The organism is Paenibacillus sp. MT124 (assembly GCF_058792755.1).
The window spans coordinates 1,108,309-1,125,188 of record NZ_CM179500.1 but is presented as its reverse complement, the minus strand read 5'-3'; the positions used below and the strand labels follow the sequence as shown (position 1 = coordinate 1,125,188).

Below are 16,880 nucleotides of genomic sequence, written 5' to 3'. Positions count from 1 at the left end.
ATAAAAAAAATCGCTTATAATTATCTTGCTGCCTTCCAATGTAAGGTAGATACAGAATCAAGGAGGACCTATGGCGGAAAGTACGATTTTGATGGTGGATGACGAAGCGGAAATCATCCAATTAATGAGTATCTATTTCAATAACGAAGGCTACAAGCTCCTGCAAGCGTCGAATGGCGTGGAGGCACTGAAGATCCTGAATTCGCAACAAATCGATTTAATTGTACTTGATCTCATGATGCCCGAGATGGACGGGTTGCAAGCATGTATGAAAATACGAGAAACGAATCCTATACCCATCATCATGCTATCGGCTAAAGGCCAAGATATCGATAAAATATCAGGTCTCAGCATCGGCGCTGACGATTACGTAACCAAACCATTCAACCCACTCGAGCTGATCGCACGTATCAAGTCACAGCTTCGAAGGATGAACCAGTTCAACGCCATGGCGGCTAACGCGAACGAAATACACATCGAAAATGTTACCATTAATATTGCGTCCCATACGGTAAAGGTCGATCAGCAGGAAATTAAGTTAACTCCCCGCCAGTTCGCACTCCTTCATATGTTGGCAGTTAATAGAGGAACGGTGCTTAGTATGGATCGTATCTACGAAGAGGTCTGGAACGAGCCCTTTATGGAGTCAAAAAATAGCGTTATGGTACATATCCGAAAGCTCCGTGAGAAGATAGAATCTAACCCACGCGAACCGCGAATCATCAAAACCGTATGGGGAATTGGATACAAAATAGAAAGTGATGAAAAAGCAAGGGGTGAGTAATATGCAACCACAGTGGCTATATACGATTCGTTGGAGATTAATGCTGATCATGGTTGCAAGCCTGGCTTTAACAGGGGCAGCTATTTTTTTGGGGTATGTCATGGCAGGTGCACTGCAAAAAATGGATTACGCGGCTGTCCCGATCAATTGGTTCATCGAGCAAGCCGGATCCATTCGCGTGATGATCATAACCGGTATAATTCTGTTTCCCGTCACTTTTTTCCTTGCCAGCCTACGTTTGGTTCGAGATTTGCGCGCGATCAATGCAGGGTTGCAGGAAATATCGGCAGGTCGTTTCGGAAATGTGGTAACGATCAGTAGCAAGGATGAACTAAGCGTGATCGCTGAGAGTATGAATCATTTGAGCACCGAATGGGATCATTACTTGGCGGAGATCACATCTGGTTTGGAGGAAATTGCGAGCGGCCAGTTCGACCATCAAATTCCGGAAATTGCCGGTAATAAATTGGGCGAGGTCGCGCGCAGCATTAACCAGATGAGTATGCAATTGAAGCATTCTATAGCGGAGGAACGGAAGGCAGAAAAGACTAAAAACGATTTGATTACCGGTGTCTCCCATGATCTGCGTACTCCACTCACCTCGATTCTCGGTTTCCTCGAAGTGATCGAAAAGGATCGGTATCAAGATGAAGTGGAGATGCGTTATTTTGTTAACATTGCCTATGAGAAATCTCTGTCGCTTCGCAGATTAATCGACGAACTGTTCGAATATACGCGTATTAACAACGGTATGCCTCTGGAGCTCGGCGAGCTCGATATCGCCGGGTTAATCGGTCAGCTTGCCGAGGAATTCGTGCCGATCACGGAGAAAGCAGGTATGGAAATTAGACTGAATATACAAGAAGGTGAATTTAAGACCCAAGCGGACGGAGGATTGTTGGCACGGGCGTATGAGAATATAATCGCTAATGCCATTCAGTACGGACAGACAGGCAAATATATCGATATTGATATCGCGCAGGATGAAGATGTGCTGATTGTGCGGATCCAAAATTATGGTCCCCCCATTCCGGAAAGGGATTTGCCTTATATTTTCGACCGTTTTTATCGGGTAGAGCACTCTAGGTCAAAGCAGACCGGGGGCACGGGTCTTGGTCTGGCCATCACGAAAAGTATTATCGAGGTTCACGGAGGATCCATCACCGCGCGCAGCAGCAGAAAGGCCACCCTATTTGAGATGCGGTTCTCGGTTTACGGCCCCAATCGGACACATGCAACAGCATTAGAAGAAGTTCATGATGAACATGAAATCGAGCGGATCCCGACTGTACACCCTAAACAAGGTCAGACTCCGAAACAAAAATTATTTACGCAGCAGCGACGTATTTTACACTTCAGGACTGCTGCGTTACCGATGATGGTATTACTCGTATGTGCGGTGATACTATTCAGCTTTAACAATTCATTCACCTCCGCTCTCGTGCTAAAGCTGCCTTCCATCTTCTCTGAAGCTGGCGATTCAGCGATGACGTCAATAAGCGGAAATAACGAGATGGCTTTAATAACCGGTAAAACAGACAAAGGCTATACACTTCTCATTCATAATTACTTTTTCGACGGTCAGAGCCTTAGCATCCAATACTCCATGAAACATACTAACCAGATATCAGAGTCGCAGTGGGTAAAACAATCGGTCAAGCCTAATTTCACTCTGGATGTTTCAACGATAAAAGCAGTTCCCGGCATCGCCACGGATTCAGGTGTAACATTAGCCAGAAACGGGACCATCAGATATTATTTTATTGAAGCTTCGCCACCTCCAGACCATTTCCTGTTGAGTGTCAATGTAAACCAGTTAGTCCTGTCCGATGACCAGGCTCAGCAGGATCTGCTCACCGGAGACTGGAGCTTCCAAATCCCTGTGGAGAAAAATTATAAACGAAAAGCGAACGGCCAAAGCGAGCCCTTATCCAATTCAACAGCATTGTAGCAGACCCGTTCATTGCCCCCAAACTTTAACTTATATTGCTAGTTAATTAAACAAAAACAGCCGATCACTTCTATCGGCTGTTTTCTTGATTCTATTGAAAAGCGTCTTCCATTAGCTTAGTCCCTGATCTCATTCATGATGATGTTCGCCGTGATGGTGATCATGGCTGTGGCGGCTTGCGAGTTCGTTCAGCTCATCCACATATGTAACAGAGAGCTCGGCATAGAGCACCCCTTTTTGCACCTGAATCTGTTGATGCAGATGGCGCAAGCGCCCGAGGTTCCCCCTTACAGCGATAACCTCCAAGCATTGGTCGTGGTTCAGATGAACGTGCATGTTGGAGATAATGTCATGATGTGCATGATGCTGGAGTTCCATTAAACGGACAGGCAGATCGCTGATATGGTGGTCATAGACCATGACAATCGTTCCTGCCACATCCTGCTCGGACCGTAGACGGGAAGGCTCCAGTAAAGTTTTGCGAACCAGATCACGAAACGCCTCGGACCGATTTTTGTACCCACGCTCTTCGATATATTCATCAAACTGTTCAATCAGCGGAGTAGGGAATGCCACGCCGAATCGGGTCAAATCTTCTTTATCAGCCATTCATAGCCTCCTGCACATCGTTTACACCTGAGTGTACCATAGTCCGGCTGCTTCATCGACGATGCTTCTGCAAAAATCGGACAACCTCCTCCAGCGCCCTTTTCCCGCCATCGGTCTGAAGCTGAAATTGATAGTCATGTCCCAGCTTTTCTGTAGAGGCAGTAAAAAACAGCGTTTCCGTTTCAACATCCAGTCGCTTCAACGTCTGTGCCAGTTCAACTGATTGCCCGGTTAACGGGTCATGATTGCCTGAAGTAATAAATGAAGGCGGATAATTCGGCGTAACCTGCAGTACGGTCGACATCTCATCCAGACGGGGAAATTCCTCAAAAGCCTTGATCCCCGTATAAGACCAGAGGAATGTCCGGATGAGAGGAAACCCGCTTTCACCAACGGTACTCATATTATAAGGGCCACAGTATAGAAGGACACCTCGCAGCTCTTCCGGTTGAATCGAGGGTTGTATGTTCATGAGCTGAGCAAGGGCCTGATTGGTTACCACTGCTGCAGTCTGACTGGCAATCTGAGCACCCGCGGAATTGCCTGCGAGAAAAATATTTTGGGGATCTCCCTTAAATTCGGTGGCATGATCCTGAATATAAGTCAGTGCCTGATTGGTTTGGAATACAGGCGTCGGATATGTGGCATCTGGTGCAAGTGCATAGTTCATGCTGACGACCACGAACCCACGCTCAGCCAGCTGCATCGCATAGTCGGAAATGTCTTCTTTGTCACCCAAGACCCAACCGCCTCCATGCACCCACAAGACAACAGGAAGCAATTCAGTCGCTGCTGACGGATAGTAGATATCCATCGTACTGTTGCTGCGTCCCTCATCAATATAGGCGACATCCTTCAGATGGCTTACCCCTTCAGCCATAACGATATCTGAGTCAGATGGAGCAAGCTTGATTAGCGTTTTTAAAAAGAAAACAGGAATTTTGGGTGTAATCTGTGCGCCGATATAAAGAGTAAGTATAGTTACCATTACGATCACGCCCGGAATCCAATACGGCTTGCGTCTGTACCACGGCCTTGCTGTACCTTTGGTGTTTAACTTTAACTGCAACAGGGTCACCTCTGTTCATTCGTCTGTCTGCATCTAAAGTGGTGTACGCCTGGGGTACTGGCAGGGTTTCCATTTATTACGTCTTCTTGGCCAGTTCTTTTTTCACTTTCAGGTAGGTATCCGCAACTTTTTGCTCCAATGTATGGATATTTTGTTTGGAGCCAGCCCACTTCTCCGCAGCTGAAGAGAGCTGATTCAATGAACTTAATACACGTGAAGGTTGGCCATCTTTAATATTCTGTTTGAACAATTTCAATGCGTTCGTATATCGCTCTTTTGACAGGCTTGCCTGTTTTTTGGCGGTTTGAATCTGTTTCTTGAACGGGTCTGCAGCCGCAAGCATGGTGCGCAGACGCTTATCCTCTGTACTTTTGCGTTTGCGGGCATCGGCCAGCTGCTGTTTCTTGATGCGAATGTCTGCCTTCGCCAGCTGTACAGCAGGTTTTAGCGTGTCTGCCTGAGCACGGAGCGCGGCAGTCCACTCCTTGTTCTTGGCGGCTCTGGCTGCAGCAAGCTGCTTGTTGACCGCCGTGTACAATGTAAACATCGGCTCATAGCGGGTTTGGGTACGCTTCAGGGTATCGGCCAGTGCAGCCAGTTTCGCCTCATCCGTTTTTCGTATTTCCTGACGAAGTCTGGCTAATTCAGCCGTATTCGCTGTATGAAGGGTTTTGGTTTTCTGCTCCCAGCTCTGCTCCTGCGTCGTCCATGTGCCCACTTTTTGATACGTTTGCTGAAGAGAAGCTTTCGTCTGGGCATCCGCCTTCTTAAGCAGAGCTTCCCATGATTTCTGAGCAGTTACGCCAAGATCCGGGCCAGCCGCCTCGGCAGCCGACGTAAAAAGATGCATGGAACCCATGCTGGCTACCAGAAGCAGTGCGATGCAAAACCGAGCGATAAACCCTTCCCTAGTCCTGCCTCTAACACTGTCTGAGCCCATAACGCAATCCATGCTGTGGTGTTCTTCCACCGTGTTCATTGAACCTTCCTCCTCGTTTACTCGAATGTAATGCAACTTTGCAACTTCTTCGTTCTTCAGTTGAGCCAAGGTGAAGCGGCCGAAACAAACACAAAAAAAACACCCGCAAAATCAGGCGATTGCCTGATTCTACGGGTGCTTCCCTCATTAACCGTTCCCTATGTGATTCGCTTTTTTATCTTATTTTTAGCGCGAATCTCAACCTTTTCTAATATATTCCAACACAATCATTTCGTCAAGCAAGCCTTACGGGCTAAACATTCGGCAGCAGGAGAACCCTTCCCGCTCACCATTTGATCTACTTTTCGGACAAAATAGCTTTCATCTCTTCGGTTAAATCTTCTTCCTTCAGCATCATATAGATGTTTTCTCCACGAACGGCATTCAGCTTGATGTGATAAACGGTTGCTTTCTCTGTCCGCTCTCCTGATCGCTGACGTTCTAGCAGGTCGCTAATTATTTTTTTGTTTTTAGTCGCAACCTGCTTGTTGCCGCTTAGGCTTCCATCAATATATTCCGCCTGAGTAGTTACCCACTGAGGATTACCCGGACTGTCGATCTCCTGCTTCACGAACTGCGCCGAAGCAATTTCGTCTGCCGTGACAAGCAGTTGATCATATAATTTGTTCTCTTTTAACCATCCAATCACCCGGTCATAGCTCGGTTTGATTTCGTAACTCCACATATCTCTCGGTTGATACAGATCATTGGAGGAGGATTCCTGATTTAATTCTGCATATGCAAACGACTGCCAAGGGGAACGCTGTTCCTCATAGGTCTGGTCAAGAATATCCTGCTTCAGCAGTTCCTTGAACTCCCGAACCTGGTCAGGACTGCCAATGTATATTTTGCGATACGAACTGATGGTGGAACGGATACCAATACTGAGGATATCCTCATCCAGTTTGTACGTATCATAGGCTACCTTTTTATAATCCTCCAACTGTTTCAAGGCCATTAATTCCTGCCGGAATTCCGTTTCAGGAATTTGGTATTTGCGCTTCATGACCTTGCCGTTATTAAGCTTATAGCTGATATACACATACTCGTCATAATCATCATTCGGATTTACTGGGTCTTGCAAGGGCAGATCGGAATCGATAATTTTCTGATGAAGAGCAAGGACTGCCCCCACAAATTCAGGATTATCCGAGTAAAATGGATGATCATCGATTTTCTGATTCACTCCGTTTACGTAAGTGTAACGATCTCCTCCAAGCTTAATGCTTTTGACATCATTCACTTCCGGTACTCTGCTAGCATAACCGTTCCAGTCGGCGACAGGCACGTACAGAATTAACCCGGACATAAGGCCATATAGTGCCAGCTTGGGCAGTAATCTGACGTTCCAGATTAGCCACGTTTTGCGAATAATCATCTCGGCTACAATGTAACCGACTATGCCGCCGAGAATATATCCGAAGATGGTCCACCCGGTAGATCCTGGGGGTGCAATTATAGTGAAGTAGGCTCCGCCAATCAGAACCAGCGTAAACATCAAACCAAAGCGAAATATAGGTTTTACAAGGGTAAACGTAATCGCCTGAGTAGCGGATTCTACTTTACGCTTGGCATATAAAACATAAGCTAGTGAGATGAACAAAATGGCCAAAGCTGCGTAGATTACGAGTTCCGCGCCAATCACCGGATAATTCCTAATCGAAGCCATACGAAGAACAAGGGATATCTTCTCTGCGTAGCTATTCATACCTGCACCATATGGATATCCAAACAGATAATGCTGCAGGTGCAGTGTAAAGATAAACCAAAACACGACAGGCAATAACAGGATTGCATATACCGTTAGTCCCTGCAGTACAGATTGGCCGATACACATGCCCACAGCTACAGTCAGCATAAACATAAACAGCGAATAAATGCTCATGCTAAGGCCCCACATCCAGATCTCACTGCCGTCAAAGATGAAGGCCATACGATCCTGGGCAGCCCACACCCAACCTGTTATCGCCGTGGTAAGCCAGATCGGGATCAGGATCATTCCGAAGCCGGAGAGCAGATTGACCGTTAACAGATGTTTGCGCTCCAGTGGCAAACCGTGGAACAAGTCCGACGGCGCTCCGGATTGCATATAACGGAATAGAAAAATGCCCATCGCCACCGGGAACGTGATCGCAAACAAAATATGGGTTTCCCCATTTGCCTGAAACAGGCTGGTAATCTGCTGCGTTACACCACCCCTGTGCTCTGTTGCAATATAGAGCGGAAGCGAAAATAGCAATGTGAGCAGAAATAGTATTCCGAGCCAACCGTGCTGCCTGAAATTTTGGAACAGGATGCCCCGGTTACAGAATAATCGGTTGAATATCATACCCTGCATCCTCCATTTCATAAATAAATATTTCTTCCAGCGTCAGCGGCAGCACGTCCAGCAGATAAGGATTCAAGGCCCGGAACCGTTCCGTCACTTCCTCGCGACTGCCTTTGACAATGTACAGCGAGACACTTCCCCGCATCTCTTCATGTAAAATGTTCAGCTCATCCATCGCCTTGGCATCGTCAGGATGACGGAAAGCCACCTGAATCTTATGCGTATCGGCCTTCAGATCATCGAGATCCTTCTCTACAATCATGCGGCCCTTGTGCATAATGGCGACGTGGTCACACAGATCTTCGATTTCGCGCAAGTTATGGGACGAAATAATAATGGTCACCTGACGCTCAGCGGCTTCCTGGAACAGCAAATTTTTGATCTGCTGCCGCATCACCGGATCAAGGCCGTCAATCGGCTCATCCATGAGCAGCACTTCCGGCATGCAGCTCAGCCCAAGCCATACAGCTGCCTGTCTGCGCATGCCTTTGGACATGCGATGCAGCTTGCGTTTTACATCCAGCTTGAACACTGTGGCCAGCTGTGCGAATCGCTCCTCATTCCAGCGCGGATATACGGAGCGATAGAAGGCCGCCATCTGGGTAATGGAGGATTGCGGGAAAAAGTAAGGCGCATCCGCCATAAAAATCGTGCGGCCCTTAAGGTCCATATTTTCATAGATTTCAGCCCCGTCAATGCGAACGGATCCGCTGTCCTGACGATAGATGCCTGCGATGATTTTGAGCAGCGAAGTCTTGCCTGCCCCGTTGGAACCGAGCAAACCGTAGATCGATCCCTTATGTATGTGCATCGTAACGCCATCCACCGCTTTTTCATGTTCAAACGCTTTAATGACCTGATTCAGCTCAATCATTCGGCTCCCCCTTTTCGATACGGGCCATCGCTTCCTGGAACAAAAGCGTCATATCCGCCTTGGTTAAACCGGAATACGTTGCTTCTGCAATCAGCTTCACCAGTGCCGCTCTAATCTCATCTCTCATGGCTGCATTCGGATGTTCCACAGACGATGATACGAAGCTCCCTTTTCCCTGCAAAGAGTAGATATACCCTTCGCGTTCAAGCTCCCGATATGCCTTCTGAATCGTATTCGGATTGACGGTCAGCTGCGCTGACAGTGTGCGCACCGAAGGAAGCTGCTCATCAGGTTGGAGAACACCGTATACGATCATTTCCTTGATTTTGTCCACTAGCTGTTCGTAGATCGCCTTACGGCTGCGTACATCTAATTCGAACATCCCGCACCTCCTCTCCCCAATTGATGTAATACCCCATAAGCGAATTAAATGACTGTATATGAAGTGTATGCTTTCTAAACACCAGGTGTATTAACTGTACTATTATTATTAATACAGTTGAATTGGATTGTCAACGGTAACTTTGACTTCACTCTTCATACGCGATACCTTTATATATATGAAGTGACATATACGCCATCCAAGCCCGGTTAACGAGGCAGCACACGTAAGTGGATCATGTTCAGACAAATACACGGAAAGGTTGTTCCTCTCTTTCCCATTCCGTTATGATGGAGATGACCAAATATAGCGTTGAATCTTACACCTTATAAGGGAGAACTCCGATGAACAAACAAAATCAGGGTTTAAATCATACAGAGTCAGACGGCTCGGCATCGAACCAAGCAGTTCCGCGCGTATTAATCGTAACCGCTGTGGATGCGGAAAAAGATGCCGTACTTCGCGGTCTGGGTGACCAAGCCGCGAAAATGTTTGACGTGATCGCTGGCGGGGTGGGCCCGGCAGCGGTTGCAGTCAGCACGGCAGCCAAGCTGGCATTCGCCGCAGCGGCTGGCGGGAAGGTGCTGGCGCAGGGCTCAACCGCGCCAGCCGGATCGGATGCGGCGCAGGCATCTGCCGCATCCGCGGGGCCCCTTGCCGGAGCAGGCCTGACCCCAGCGTACACGCTGGTGATCAGTGCCGGCATCGGCGGCGGGTTCACCGGCCGGGCGGACGTCGGCTCACTCGTGGTGGCCGACGCCATGGTTGCTGCCGATCTGGGCTCGCAGACGCCAGACGGCTTCCTCTCTGTGGACGAGCTCGGATTCGGCTCGTCCCGTGTGGCGGCGGACGCAGCGCTTGCCGCTCGCCTGCGCCATGAGCTGCAGCGGGCCGGGCACGCTGTCAGCGGAGGCACAGCGGTCACCGTGTCCACGGCGACCGGAACAGCCGAGACGGCCGCGGAGCTGCTGCGCCGCGTGCCGGATGCCACCGCCGAAGGCATGGAAGGCTTCGGCGTGGCAACGGCGGCCAAGCAGTTCGGCGTACCTGCGCTCGAACTGCGCGCCATATCCAACGCGGTCGGTCCACGCGACCGCGATGCCTGGCGCATCAAGGATGCCCTGGATGCGCTCCAGGCGGCAAGTTCCATTTTACGGGAGGTACTTACATCATGAAAATTGCATTTTCCCCTTGTCCTAACGATACATTTATCTTTCACGCCTGGGTGCACGGACTTATTCCGGGTGCTCCGGAACTGGATGTCCGCTATGCGGATATCGATATTACGAATGGCCTGGCTGCTAATCCCGGCGGACCGGATGTGTTGAAAATCTCCTATGCAGCATTGCCCTACGTGCTGAACGAGTATGCCCTGCTGCCTTCCGGCGGAGCGCTGGGAAGAGGATGCGGACCACTCGTTCTTACGGCTAACGGCACCGCCGATCCGGCATATCTGTCCGGACGCCGGGTTGCCGTGCCAAGTGAACGCTCAACCGCTTATCTGCTGTTCCGTCTGTGGGCAGCGCAGAATGTTCCAGGAGGCGTGGGCGAGATTGTTGTGATGCCGTTCGATCAGATCATGCCGGCGGTACGGGATGGCAAAATCGATGCAGGTCTGGTCATCCATGAAGCACGTTTCACGTACCAAAACTACAATTTGAAGCTGATGACCGACCTCGGAAGCTGGTGGGAAAGTGATACCGGCCTGCCGATCCCGCTTGGAGCAATCATTGCACGCCGCAATCTGGACGCTCATGCACTCGCTGGATGGGCACGTGCATCCGTGGAATACGCCTGGGCACACCCTGATGAATCCAAAGAATACGTTATGGCGCATGCACAGGAAATGGACCCGGATGTCGCGGCACAGCATATCGATCTGTACGTGAACGAGTTCAGTGCCCATCTGGGCGATGACGGCTATGGAGCAATCACAGCCCTGCTTGGACGAGCGATGAAAGAGGGCCTTGTTCCCGAATTCGACCTCAATCTGCTGCGGATCTGATCTGAGCCAGCAAACAGCAAGCCGTTCGTTAAAATGGCAATGAAGCCTGCTTACCTTGGGTTTTAGTTATTTTAGTCGCTAACGAACCTGTCGCAACCTATTCGGAGAATTCAAACGTAATGGACAGGCTAATGAACATTAGACACGTTATTTGGACAGAAACCTGGGACTGACCAAGTGAAACGATGAAATAAGCCATCTACGATGCTTTACAATCAATGAACCTCTGGTACCTCTTCCAATAAGAGATACTGAGTTCGTTAGCTCTACTCATCAGCTCTATTCATCTAAGCAGCGACACTGGTTGCCTGTACGGCGCCACTAATTATGTATCAAAAAAAAGGGGCTGTCCCATAGTCATCAGCATGACTTCATGGGACAGCCCCTTCTATCTCATTTTCGTTACTTACAATCGAACCTAGCACATGACAAGATAGAACAATACATATTCCGGAAAACGTTTTAGTTACTCCATTCAATCCCTATTTCAACAAAGGCTACTCACTAGGTAAAGTCAAATTTCCCCTTAACTTAGCTACTACCTTACATACAAGAAGACCATGATTTACGCTTCCGCCACCACGGTGCGTATCATTACCCGCAAGGCATCAAGCATTGTGCTTATCGGCAGTGAAGGCACCGACGGCTGCAGCAATGACATCTCCGTTGAAGCCGGGAAATGCACAAATCCTGCCTGGATCGGCAGGTGCTGCAATCGAATGTAATCCAGCACACGATACATTGTATTGTTGCAAATATACGTTCCGGCGGTATTGGATACCGCTGCCGGAATGCCTGCCGCAGTCATATGATTCACCATCGCGCGGATGGGCAATGTCGAGAACAGGCCGTCCGGACTTCCTTCGGTTATGGGCTCGTCCACAGGACGCTGTCCCTGGTTATCGGCATAGGAGCCAGGCGGAATGTCTTTTACATTCACAGCAATGCGCTCAGGTGTCACAGCCGTCCGGCCTTTGGCAAGACCGCAGGCAATCACGACATCCGGACCGTATGCTTCCATCTCGGCAATCAGCAGATCCGCACATTCATCGAAATGTACCGGCAGCAGCACGGTTTTCAGTTCGGCGCCTTCCACCACTTCCTGTGCGAGAGCTTCCATCAGTTCTCCCGTGGGGTTCACGGCATCGCCGCCAAAAGGCTCAAACCCTGAAATCAGAATTTTCATCCTAGACCTACTCCCATCCATTCATTTCGTATCCCGTACGATTTCTCTGCATACTTACCTACATAGAATCGTCCGGTTATGATGGTTTACCATTACTCAAATTTATATCGCAAGCCCCACTGCCCACGAATGGTATCCATCAGTTTCATGATCTCAAGGGACTCGTCCAGCGGGATAATTGAACTTTCCGTTTTGCCTTCCAGGATGCAGCGTCCAGCCTCTTCTGCTTCAAATACATAGCCGATGCTAGTCCGATCATCCGTAAACTTCTCGGGCTCGTCCTGACCGTTCACATGCAGATATGCTTCTTTTCCAGCGAGGAAAAGCGGCAAACGGATATACCCCTCTGTACCATACACGACAGCTTCATTGCTCAGGTTCAGGCGGACTGCCCCGTTCAATGATGCCGAGCGTCCTTCCGAGTAAGAGAGCAGTACGGAGAACTGTTCATCCACACCGGTCTCCCCGATGTTCGCCGTGCTCCAGACATGCTGCGGCTGCTCGCCAAAGATCATGGACGCAAATGAAATAGGATACACGCCAGCATCCAGCAGAGCACCCCCGCCCAGGTCCGGGTTCAGCAGCCTTCCTTCAGGCTCCCAGCCGATACGGAAACCAAAGTCTGCTTTGACAAGCCGCACTTCACCGATTCGTCCTTCGGCAATCCACTTCCGCGCCTGAACAATCGGAGGCAAGAAACGCGTCCACATGCCTTCCATCAGGAAGAGCTTGCGGCTGCGAGCCGTCTCCACCAGCTGCTCCAGCTGACGTCCGTTCATCGTAAACGGCTTCTCACACAGCACTGCTTTTCCCGCTTCCAGACAAGCCATTACATTCTCTTTATGAAAAGGATGCGGCGTAGCAACATAGATAATATCCACTTCTGGATCCTGCAGCAGCTCTTCATACGATCCGTATCCGCTTGCAAAACCATATTCAGCTGCAAATTTCTCCGCACTTTCCCGTGTACGCGAACCAACTGCTGCCTTCACGGCATTGCCGGCATGCTCCAGATCTCTGGCAAACTGGGATGCGATCCATCCTGTGCCCATAATGCCCCACTTCACCTTGTCTTGTCGTCCCGTAACTCCTGTCATATGAAAGCCTCCCTTGTACCCTATTGGTAGAACCAATTCTGACTCACCTCTATATTACCAAAAAGAACCTCTCGCGTCAGACGTTGGTTTCAACTCCTATTCCCCATGCTTGTATAAAGCTGCTTTCATTTCAATTCTCGAGCATTTTTGCTAAGATTATCAGCAGATCACGGATGAAAGGAAGATCCCGCTGTGTCTACTCTCGTAACGATTCAACAACTCACCAAACATATTGGAACGACCGAACAGCGACTCTTGTTCGAGAAGGTGAATGCCTCTGTCGATGAAGGAGAGCGGATTGCCGTACTGGGTGCGTCAGGCCAGGGCAAAAGCACGCTGCTCCGCATCCTGTCCTTATTGGATGTGCCTGATGGCGGAGATATTCTGTGGCAAGGCACCTCTTACCTCAATTCCGATCCCAGGATCTGGCGCATGCGCATGTCTTATGTTGCACAACAGCCCATTATGCTTGCAGGCAGCGTTGAAGATAATTTGAAAACCGTTCATTACCTCCACCGGACACCCTATGATTCGAATCTGGCTGGCCGTCTGCTGGCCGGAGTGGGGCTGGAAGAACTGGATATACATAAGCGGGCCAGTGATCTTTCTGGCGGAGAAAAGCAGCGCATAGCGCTGATCCGTTCCATCATGCTTCGTCCCAAGGTATTGCTGCTGGATGAAGTCACCGCTTCTCTGGACCGGACCAATGCCAAGCTTGTCGAACAGCAATTGACCGAATGGAGCAAGCAAGAGGGCATTTCACTCGTATGGGTCACCCATGATCAGGAACAGGCACGCTCGTTCAGCACAACAACATGGTTCATGGGTGAACAGACCCTGCTGGAACGCCAGCCCACCTCCCTTTTCTTTGCCCATCCGCATTCGAAACTGGCCCGTCAATACATTCAGCGTCCTGCCCCCGAGGCAGATAAGGAGAACACATGTCCATCCTCGCACTGAGTTTCACCATCATATTTATTATGCTGACCATGCTTATTTCGGTTTGGCAGAAGCTTGGTCTGGAGAGAGATATTGCTGTAGGTACCGTTCGTTCGGCGGTTCAGCTGCTGCTGGTCGGATATGTACTTCAATTTATCTTCAACTCGGACCACCCTGCACTTATCATTGCAATTGTAGGTTTTATGATAACCGTGGCATCCTTCAACGCGGGCAAGCGAGGCAAGGGACTACGCCGAATCACCCTATATATCGCAGCAGCCATTACGGTGACCGAATTATTGATGATGGGACTCCTGCTGGGTCTTCACATTGTCGAGCCAACTCCGCAATACATTATTCCACTCAGCGGAATGACGATTGGCAATGCAATGGTTGTCTCGGGGCTGTTCCTGAATCAGATGAAACGTGAGGTAGAAGCTTCCAAAGGGGAGATTGAGACACTGCTCTCTCTGGGTGCTGCGCCCAGACGTGCATTTCAGGATGTATTGAAACGCTCTGTCAAATCCAGCATGATTCCAACCATTGACGGCATGAAAACGGTAGGCCTCGTTCAGCTTCCCGGCATGATGACCGGCATGATTATCGCGGGCGCCGACCCCGTCGAAGCTGTCCGTTACCAGATTCTGATTGTGTTTGCCTTCACCAGCTCGGCTGCCATCACCAGCATCATACTGAGTCTGCTGACGTACAGACAATGGTTTACCTCAGATATGCGTCTACGCTCATTATAGAAAGAATCGAATTCATTTATTGAATCTATAGAACGAAAGGAGGCCCCTCCATGATAAGCAAATCAGATATGGTTCATCATCCGAACGCCCATCCCTCTGCGTCCGACAACATGAACCGTACCATTACGGCCACGGGCAAGGAAGCTGTATCACCCAGTGATCTGGGGCTGTTCCTGGAAGATACCCTGCTCGAACTTCACCAAACAGACCTGATCAGGTTCACGAGCAAGGAATGGACTTGGAGTAAACCCGATATTGACCATCATACCTTTATATACATGCATAAATTTACGGGGAAACTGAAAATGAATGATACCGAGCACCTCGTTACCCGCAAATCAGCCTTCCTCTGCAATCCAGGCACTGCCCTGGAATTATTCAGTGACGCAGGCCATGAGACCGAGCTGTATATCATCAATTATGATCTGTTCCGGGCAGCGGTGAAAAGCAAAACACGAATGATTTATGAGCGTGAATCAAGCTTCCCGGTACAGGGCTGGATTCAGGGCCCTTATTACGGCATACAGCGCATTGCAGCACAGCTGACTTTGGATGACGGACCAACCTCTCATAAAAAGAAAATGCTCATGACCGAGCTGCTGCACATGCTCTGGCCTCAGGAAGAGCAGATAAATAACGATAGCTCAGAGGAAGACCCGAACCAGTGGCTCCAGGTAACGACACAATATATGCGCGACAACTATATGCATGAGATCAAACTGGAGAAACTGGCTGAGCTGGCAGGTATGCATCCATCGTATTATTCGCAGCTTTTCAAGAGCCGGATGTACAAAAATCCAATTGAATACGTAACCCATCTGCGCATGAACCGTGCCAAGGAACTGCTGATATCCTCGGACTTGCGCATTCGCGATGTGGCTCGAAGTGTAGGTTACCGGGACGAATTTTATTTTAGCCGGCGTTTTCGAAACCATGCCGGCTACGCGCCAACGTCCTATGCGAAGCAGGTGCACCGCAATATTGTTTCGCTTTCATACCCCTACACCGATCATCTGATGACTCTCGGCATAACGCCTTGTGCGGCTCAGATCCAGGGACATCTACCCCATATCCCGAAATCACTCCGTCTGCCCTTTCATGCCTATGAGCCCTGGGAGCAAGGACGTCAGGCATTCCTGGATGTGAACCCCGACCTGATTCTGACCAAGGACAATGCAGCCGCAAAAGCGATGGAACATATCGGGGATATCGCTCCGATTATCACCATCCCCTGGAATCAGACTGACATGTTCGGTCATCTTCATACAATTGCATCCATCGTGGATCGCACCCAGGCAGCGAATGACTGGCTGGAACGGCACGAACGCAAGGTTGAGCGTGCGCGCAAAAAGATCAGGGATTCGATTGGACAGGTAACGGTTGCGGTATGCACATTAACTGCGAAGGGGCCGCGTATGTACAGCACCCGTAACTTCGGTCATGTGTTCTACCGCAGCCTGCAGCTGACTCCACCTGCACGCATTCAATCCGAGCTCGCTGGCAAACCTCCAGGTGTAGGTTTCAACTGGATGTCCATCACTCCAGGAGAATGGGATGGACTGGAGGCTGATGTTCTGCTGCTGGCTGTGACCTCGGTGAAAGAACGCGCCTCCCTGCTGCATCAAATCCATGCTGATCCGCTTTGGAATCAGTATCCGGCCGTCCGGAACGGGCATGTTCATGTAATTGATTGGAATTCATGGGTTGTATACGCACCCTATTCCATCAACATCCAGCTGGATGAGGCCGTTATGTTATTGACGAACAAAGGATCCTTTTTGTAATCTAAAAAATGTCCATCACCCGAATCTTAATTTATGCCATGTACGGGCCTGAATTAAGATTTTATAATGAACTCTAATTGATAATGATAATCAATAACAGCAGAGCTGATCTTGCTGGCAACAAAAGGAGTGACCCCCAT

At 49.4% G+C, this 16,880-nt stretch carries 15 protein-coding genes; 7 read left to right on the top strand and 8 right to left on the bottom strand.

Translation table 11 applies throughout. From position 1 onward, the window contains the following. Window positions 1–70: 70 nt before the first annotated feature. Together AC3RCI_RS05145 and AC3RCI_RS05140 are read left to right on the top strand one after the other, a co-directional pair. Window positions 71–784 carry a response regulator transcription factor gene (locus tag AC3RCI_RS05145; RefSeq protein ID WP_492527811.1) on the top strand — a complete coding sequence of 238 codons (714 nt, stop codon included), beginning with the start codon at window positions 71–73 and terminating at the stop codon, window positions 782–784. Between the two features lies 1 nt (window position 785). Then, a complete protein-coding gene (locus AC3RCI_RS05140) occupies window positions 786–2,735 on the top strand; it encodes an ATP-binding protein (RefSeq protein ID WP_492527809.1) in 1,950 nt (649 codons plus the stop codon). Window positions 2,736–2,864: 129 nt separating this feature from the next. Here the strand turns inward: AC3RCI_RS05140 and nikR are convergent, their stop codons facing one another. The 6 genes from nikR to AC3RCI_RS05110 all read right to left on the bottom strand — a co-directional run bounded on the left by nikR (window position 2,865) and on the right by AC3RCI_RS05110 (window position 8,977). Further along, window positions 2,865–3,344 carry a nickel-responsive transcriptional regulator NikR gene (gene nikR / locus AC3RCI_RS05135; protein WP_127538560.1) on the bottom strand — a complete coding sequence of 160 codons (480 nt, stop codon included), beginning with the start codon at window positions 3,342–3,344 and terminating at the stop codon, window positions 2,865–2,867. 52 nt (window positions 3,345–3,396) lie between these two features. Beyond that, window positions 3,397–4,413, bottom strand: a complete 1,017-nt coding sequence (locus AC3RCI_RS05130; RefSeq protein ID WP_492527807.1) for an alpha/beta hydrolase — start codon at window positions 4,411–4,413, stop codon at window positions 3,397–3,399. A gap of 76 nt (window positions 4,414–4,489) precedes the next feature. Further along, on the bottom strand, window positions 4,490–5,392 hold the full coding sequence (locus AC3RCI_RS05125; protein WP_492527805.1) for a hypothetical protein: 903 nt from the start codon (window positions 5,390–5,392) through the stop codon (window positions 4,490–4,492). A 298-nt stretch (window positions 5,393–5,690) separates the two neighbouring features. Continuing rightward, on the bottom strand, window positions 5,691–7,721 hold the full coding sequence (locus AC3RCI_RS05120) for a hypothetical protein (protein ID WP_492527803.1): 2,031 nt from the start codon (window positions 7,719–7,721) through the stop codon (window positions 5,691–5,693). After that, window positions 7,696–8,595 (bottom strand): ABC transporter ATP-binding protein, encoded by a 900-nt coding sequence (locus tag AC3RCI_RS05115; protein ID WP_492527801.1) that lies wholly within the window; start codon window positions 8,593–8,595, stop codon window positions 7,696–7,698. The genes AC3RCI_RS05120 and AC3RCI_RS05115 overlap by 26 nt, the downstream gene beginning before the upstream one ends. Further along, window positions 8,588–8,977, bottom strand: coding sequence for a GntR family transcriptional regulator (locus tag AC3RCI_RS05110; protein ID WP_095288792.1), 390 nt, complete (start codon window positions 8,975–8,977; stop codon window positions 8,588–8,590). Before AC3RCI_RS05110 ends, AC3RCI_RS05115 begins: the two co-directional genes overlap by 8 nt. A 344-nt stretch (window positions 8,978–9,321) precedes the next feature. Between AC3RCI_RS05110 and AC3RCI_RS05105 the strand changes: the two genes are divergently transcribed. Together AC3RCI_RS05105 and AC3RCI_RS05100 are read left to right on the top strand one after the other, a co-directional pair. Then, entirely contained in the window at window positions 9,322–10,152 is an 831-nt protein-coding gene (locus AC3RCI_RS05105) for a futalosine hydrolase (RefSeq protein ID WP_492527799.1), read from the top strand. Beyond that, the gene (locus AC3RCI_RS05100; protein WP_492527797.1) at window positions 10,149–10,982 is read left to right on the top strand and encodes a 1,4-dihydroxy-6-naphtoate synthase; all 834 of its coding nucleotides are present in this window, start codon (window positions 10,149–10,151) and stop codon (window positions 10,980–10,982) included. Before AC3RCI_RS05105 ends, AC3RCI_RS05100 begins: the two co-directional genes overlap by 4 nt. Before the next feature lie 565 nt (window positions 10,983–11,547). On the opposite strand, the gene AC3RCI_RS05095 is transcribed toward AC3RCI_RS05100, so the two are convergent. Next, entirely contained in the window at window positions 11,548–12,168 is a 621-nt protein-coding gene (locus AC3RCI_RS05095; protein WP_336781260.1) for a pyroglutamyl-peptidase I, read from the bottom strand. A gap of 92 nt (window positions 12,169–12,260) precedes the next feature. Then, window positions 12,261–13,265 carry a Gfo/Idh/MocA family protein gene (locus tag AC3RCI_RS05090; RefSeq protein WP_492527795.1) on the bottom strand — a complete coding sequence of 335 codons (1,005 nt, stop codon included), beginning with the start codon at window positions 13,263–13,265 and terminating at the stop codon, window positions 12,261–12,263. Between the two features lie 192 nt (window positions 13,266–13,457). Between AC3RCI_RS05090 and AC3RCI_RS05085 the strand changes: the two genes are divergently transcribed. From AC3RCI_RS05085 to AC3RCI_RS05075, 3 genes are read left to right on the top strand one after another with little or no spacing between them, the layout of a single operon-like run. Next, window positions 13,458–14,225 carry an ABC transporter ATP-binding protein gene (locus tag AC3RCI_RS05085; protein ID WP_492527793.1) on the top strand — a complete coding sequence of 256 codons (768 nt, stop codon included), beginning with the start codon at window positions 13,458–13,460 and terminating at the stop codon, window positions 14,223–14,225. Further along, complete coding sequence (locus tag AC3RCI_RS05080) at window positions 14,207–14,956, top strand: ABC transporter permease (RefSeq protein ID WP_095288786.1); 750 nt, start codon at window positions 14,207–14,209, stop codon at window positions 14,954–14,956. Before AC3RCI_RS05085 ends, AC3RCI_RS05080 begins: the two co-directional genes overlap by 19 nt. A 50-nt stretch (window positions 14,957–15,006) precedes the next feature. Next, window positions 15,007–16,740: a helix-turn-helix domain-containing protein gene (locus AC3RCI_RS05075; RefSeq protein ID WP_492527791.1), complete on the top strand. Its 1,734-nt coding sequence runs from the start codon at window positions 15,007–15,009 to the stop codon at window positions 16,738–16,740. Window positions 16,741–16,880: the final 140 nt, after the last annotated feature.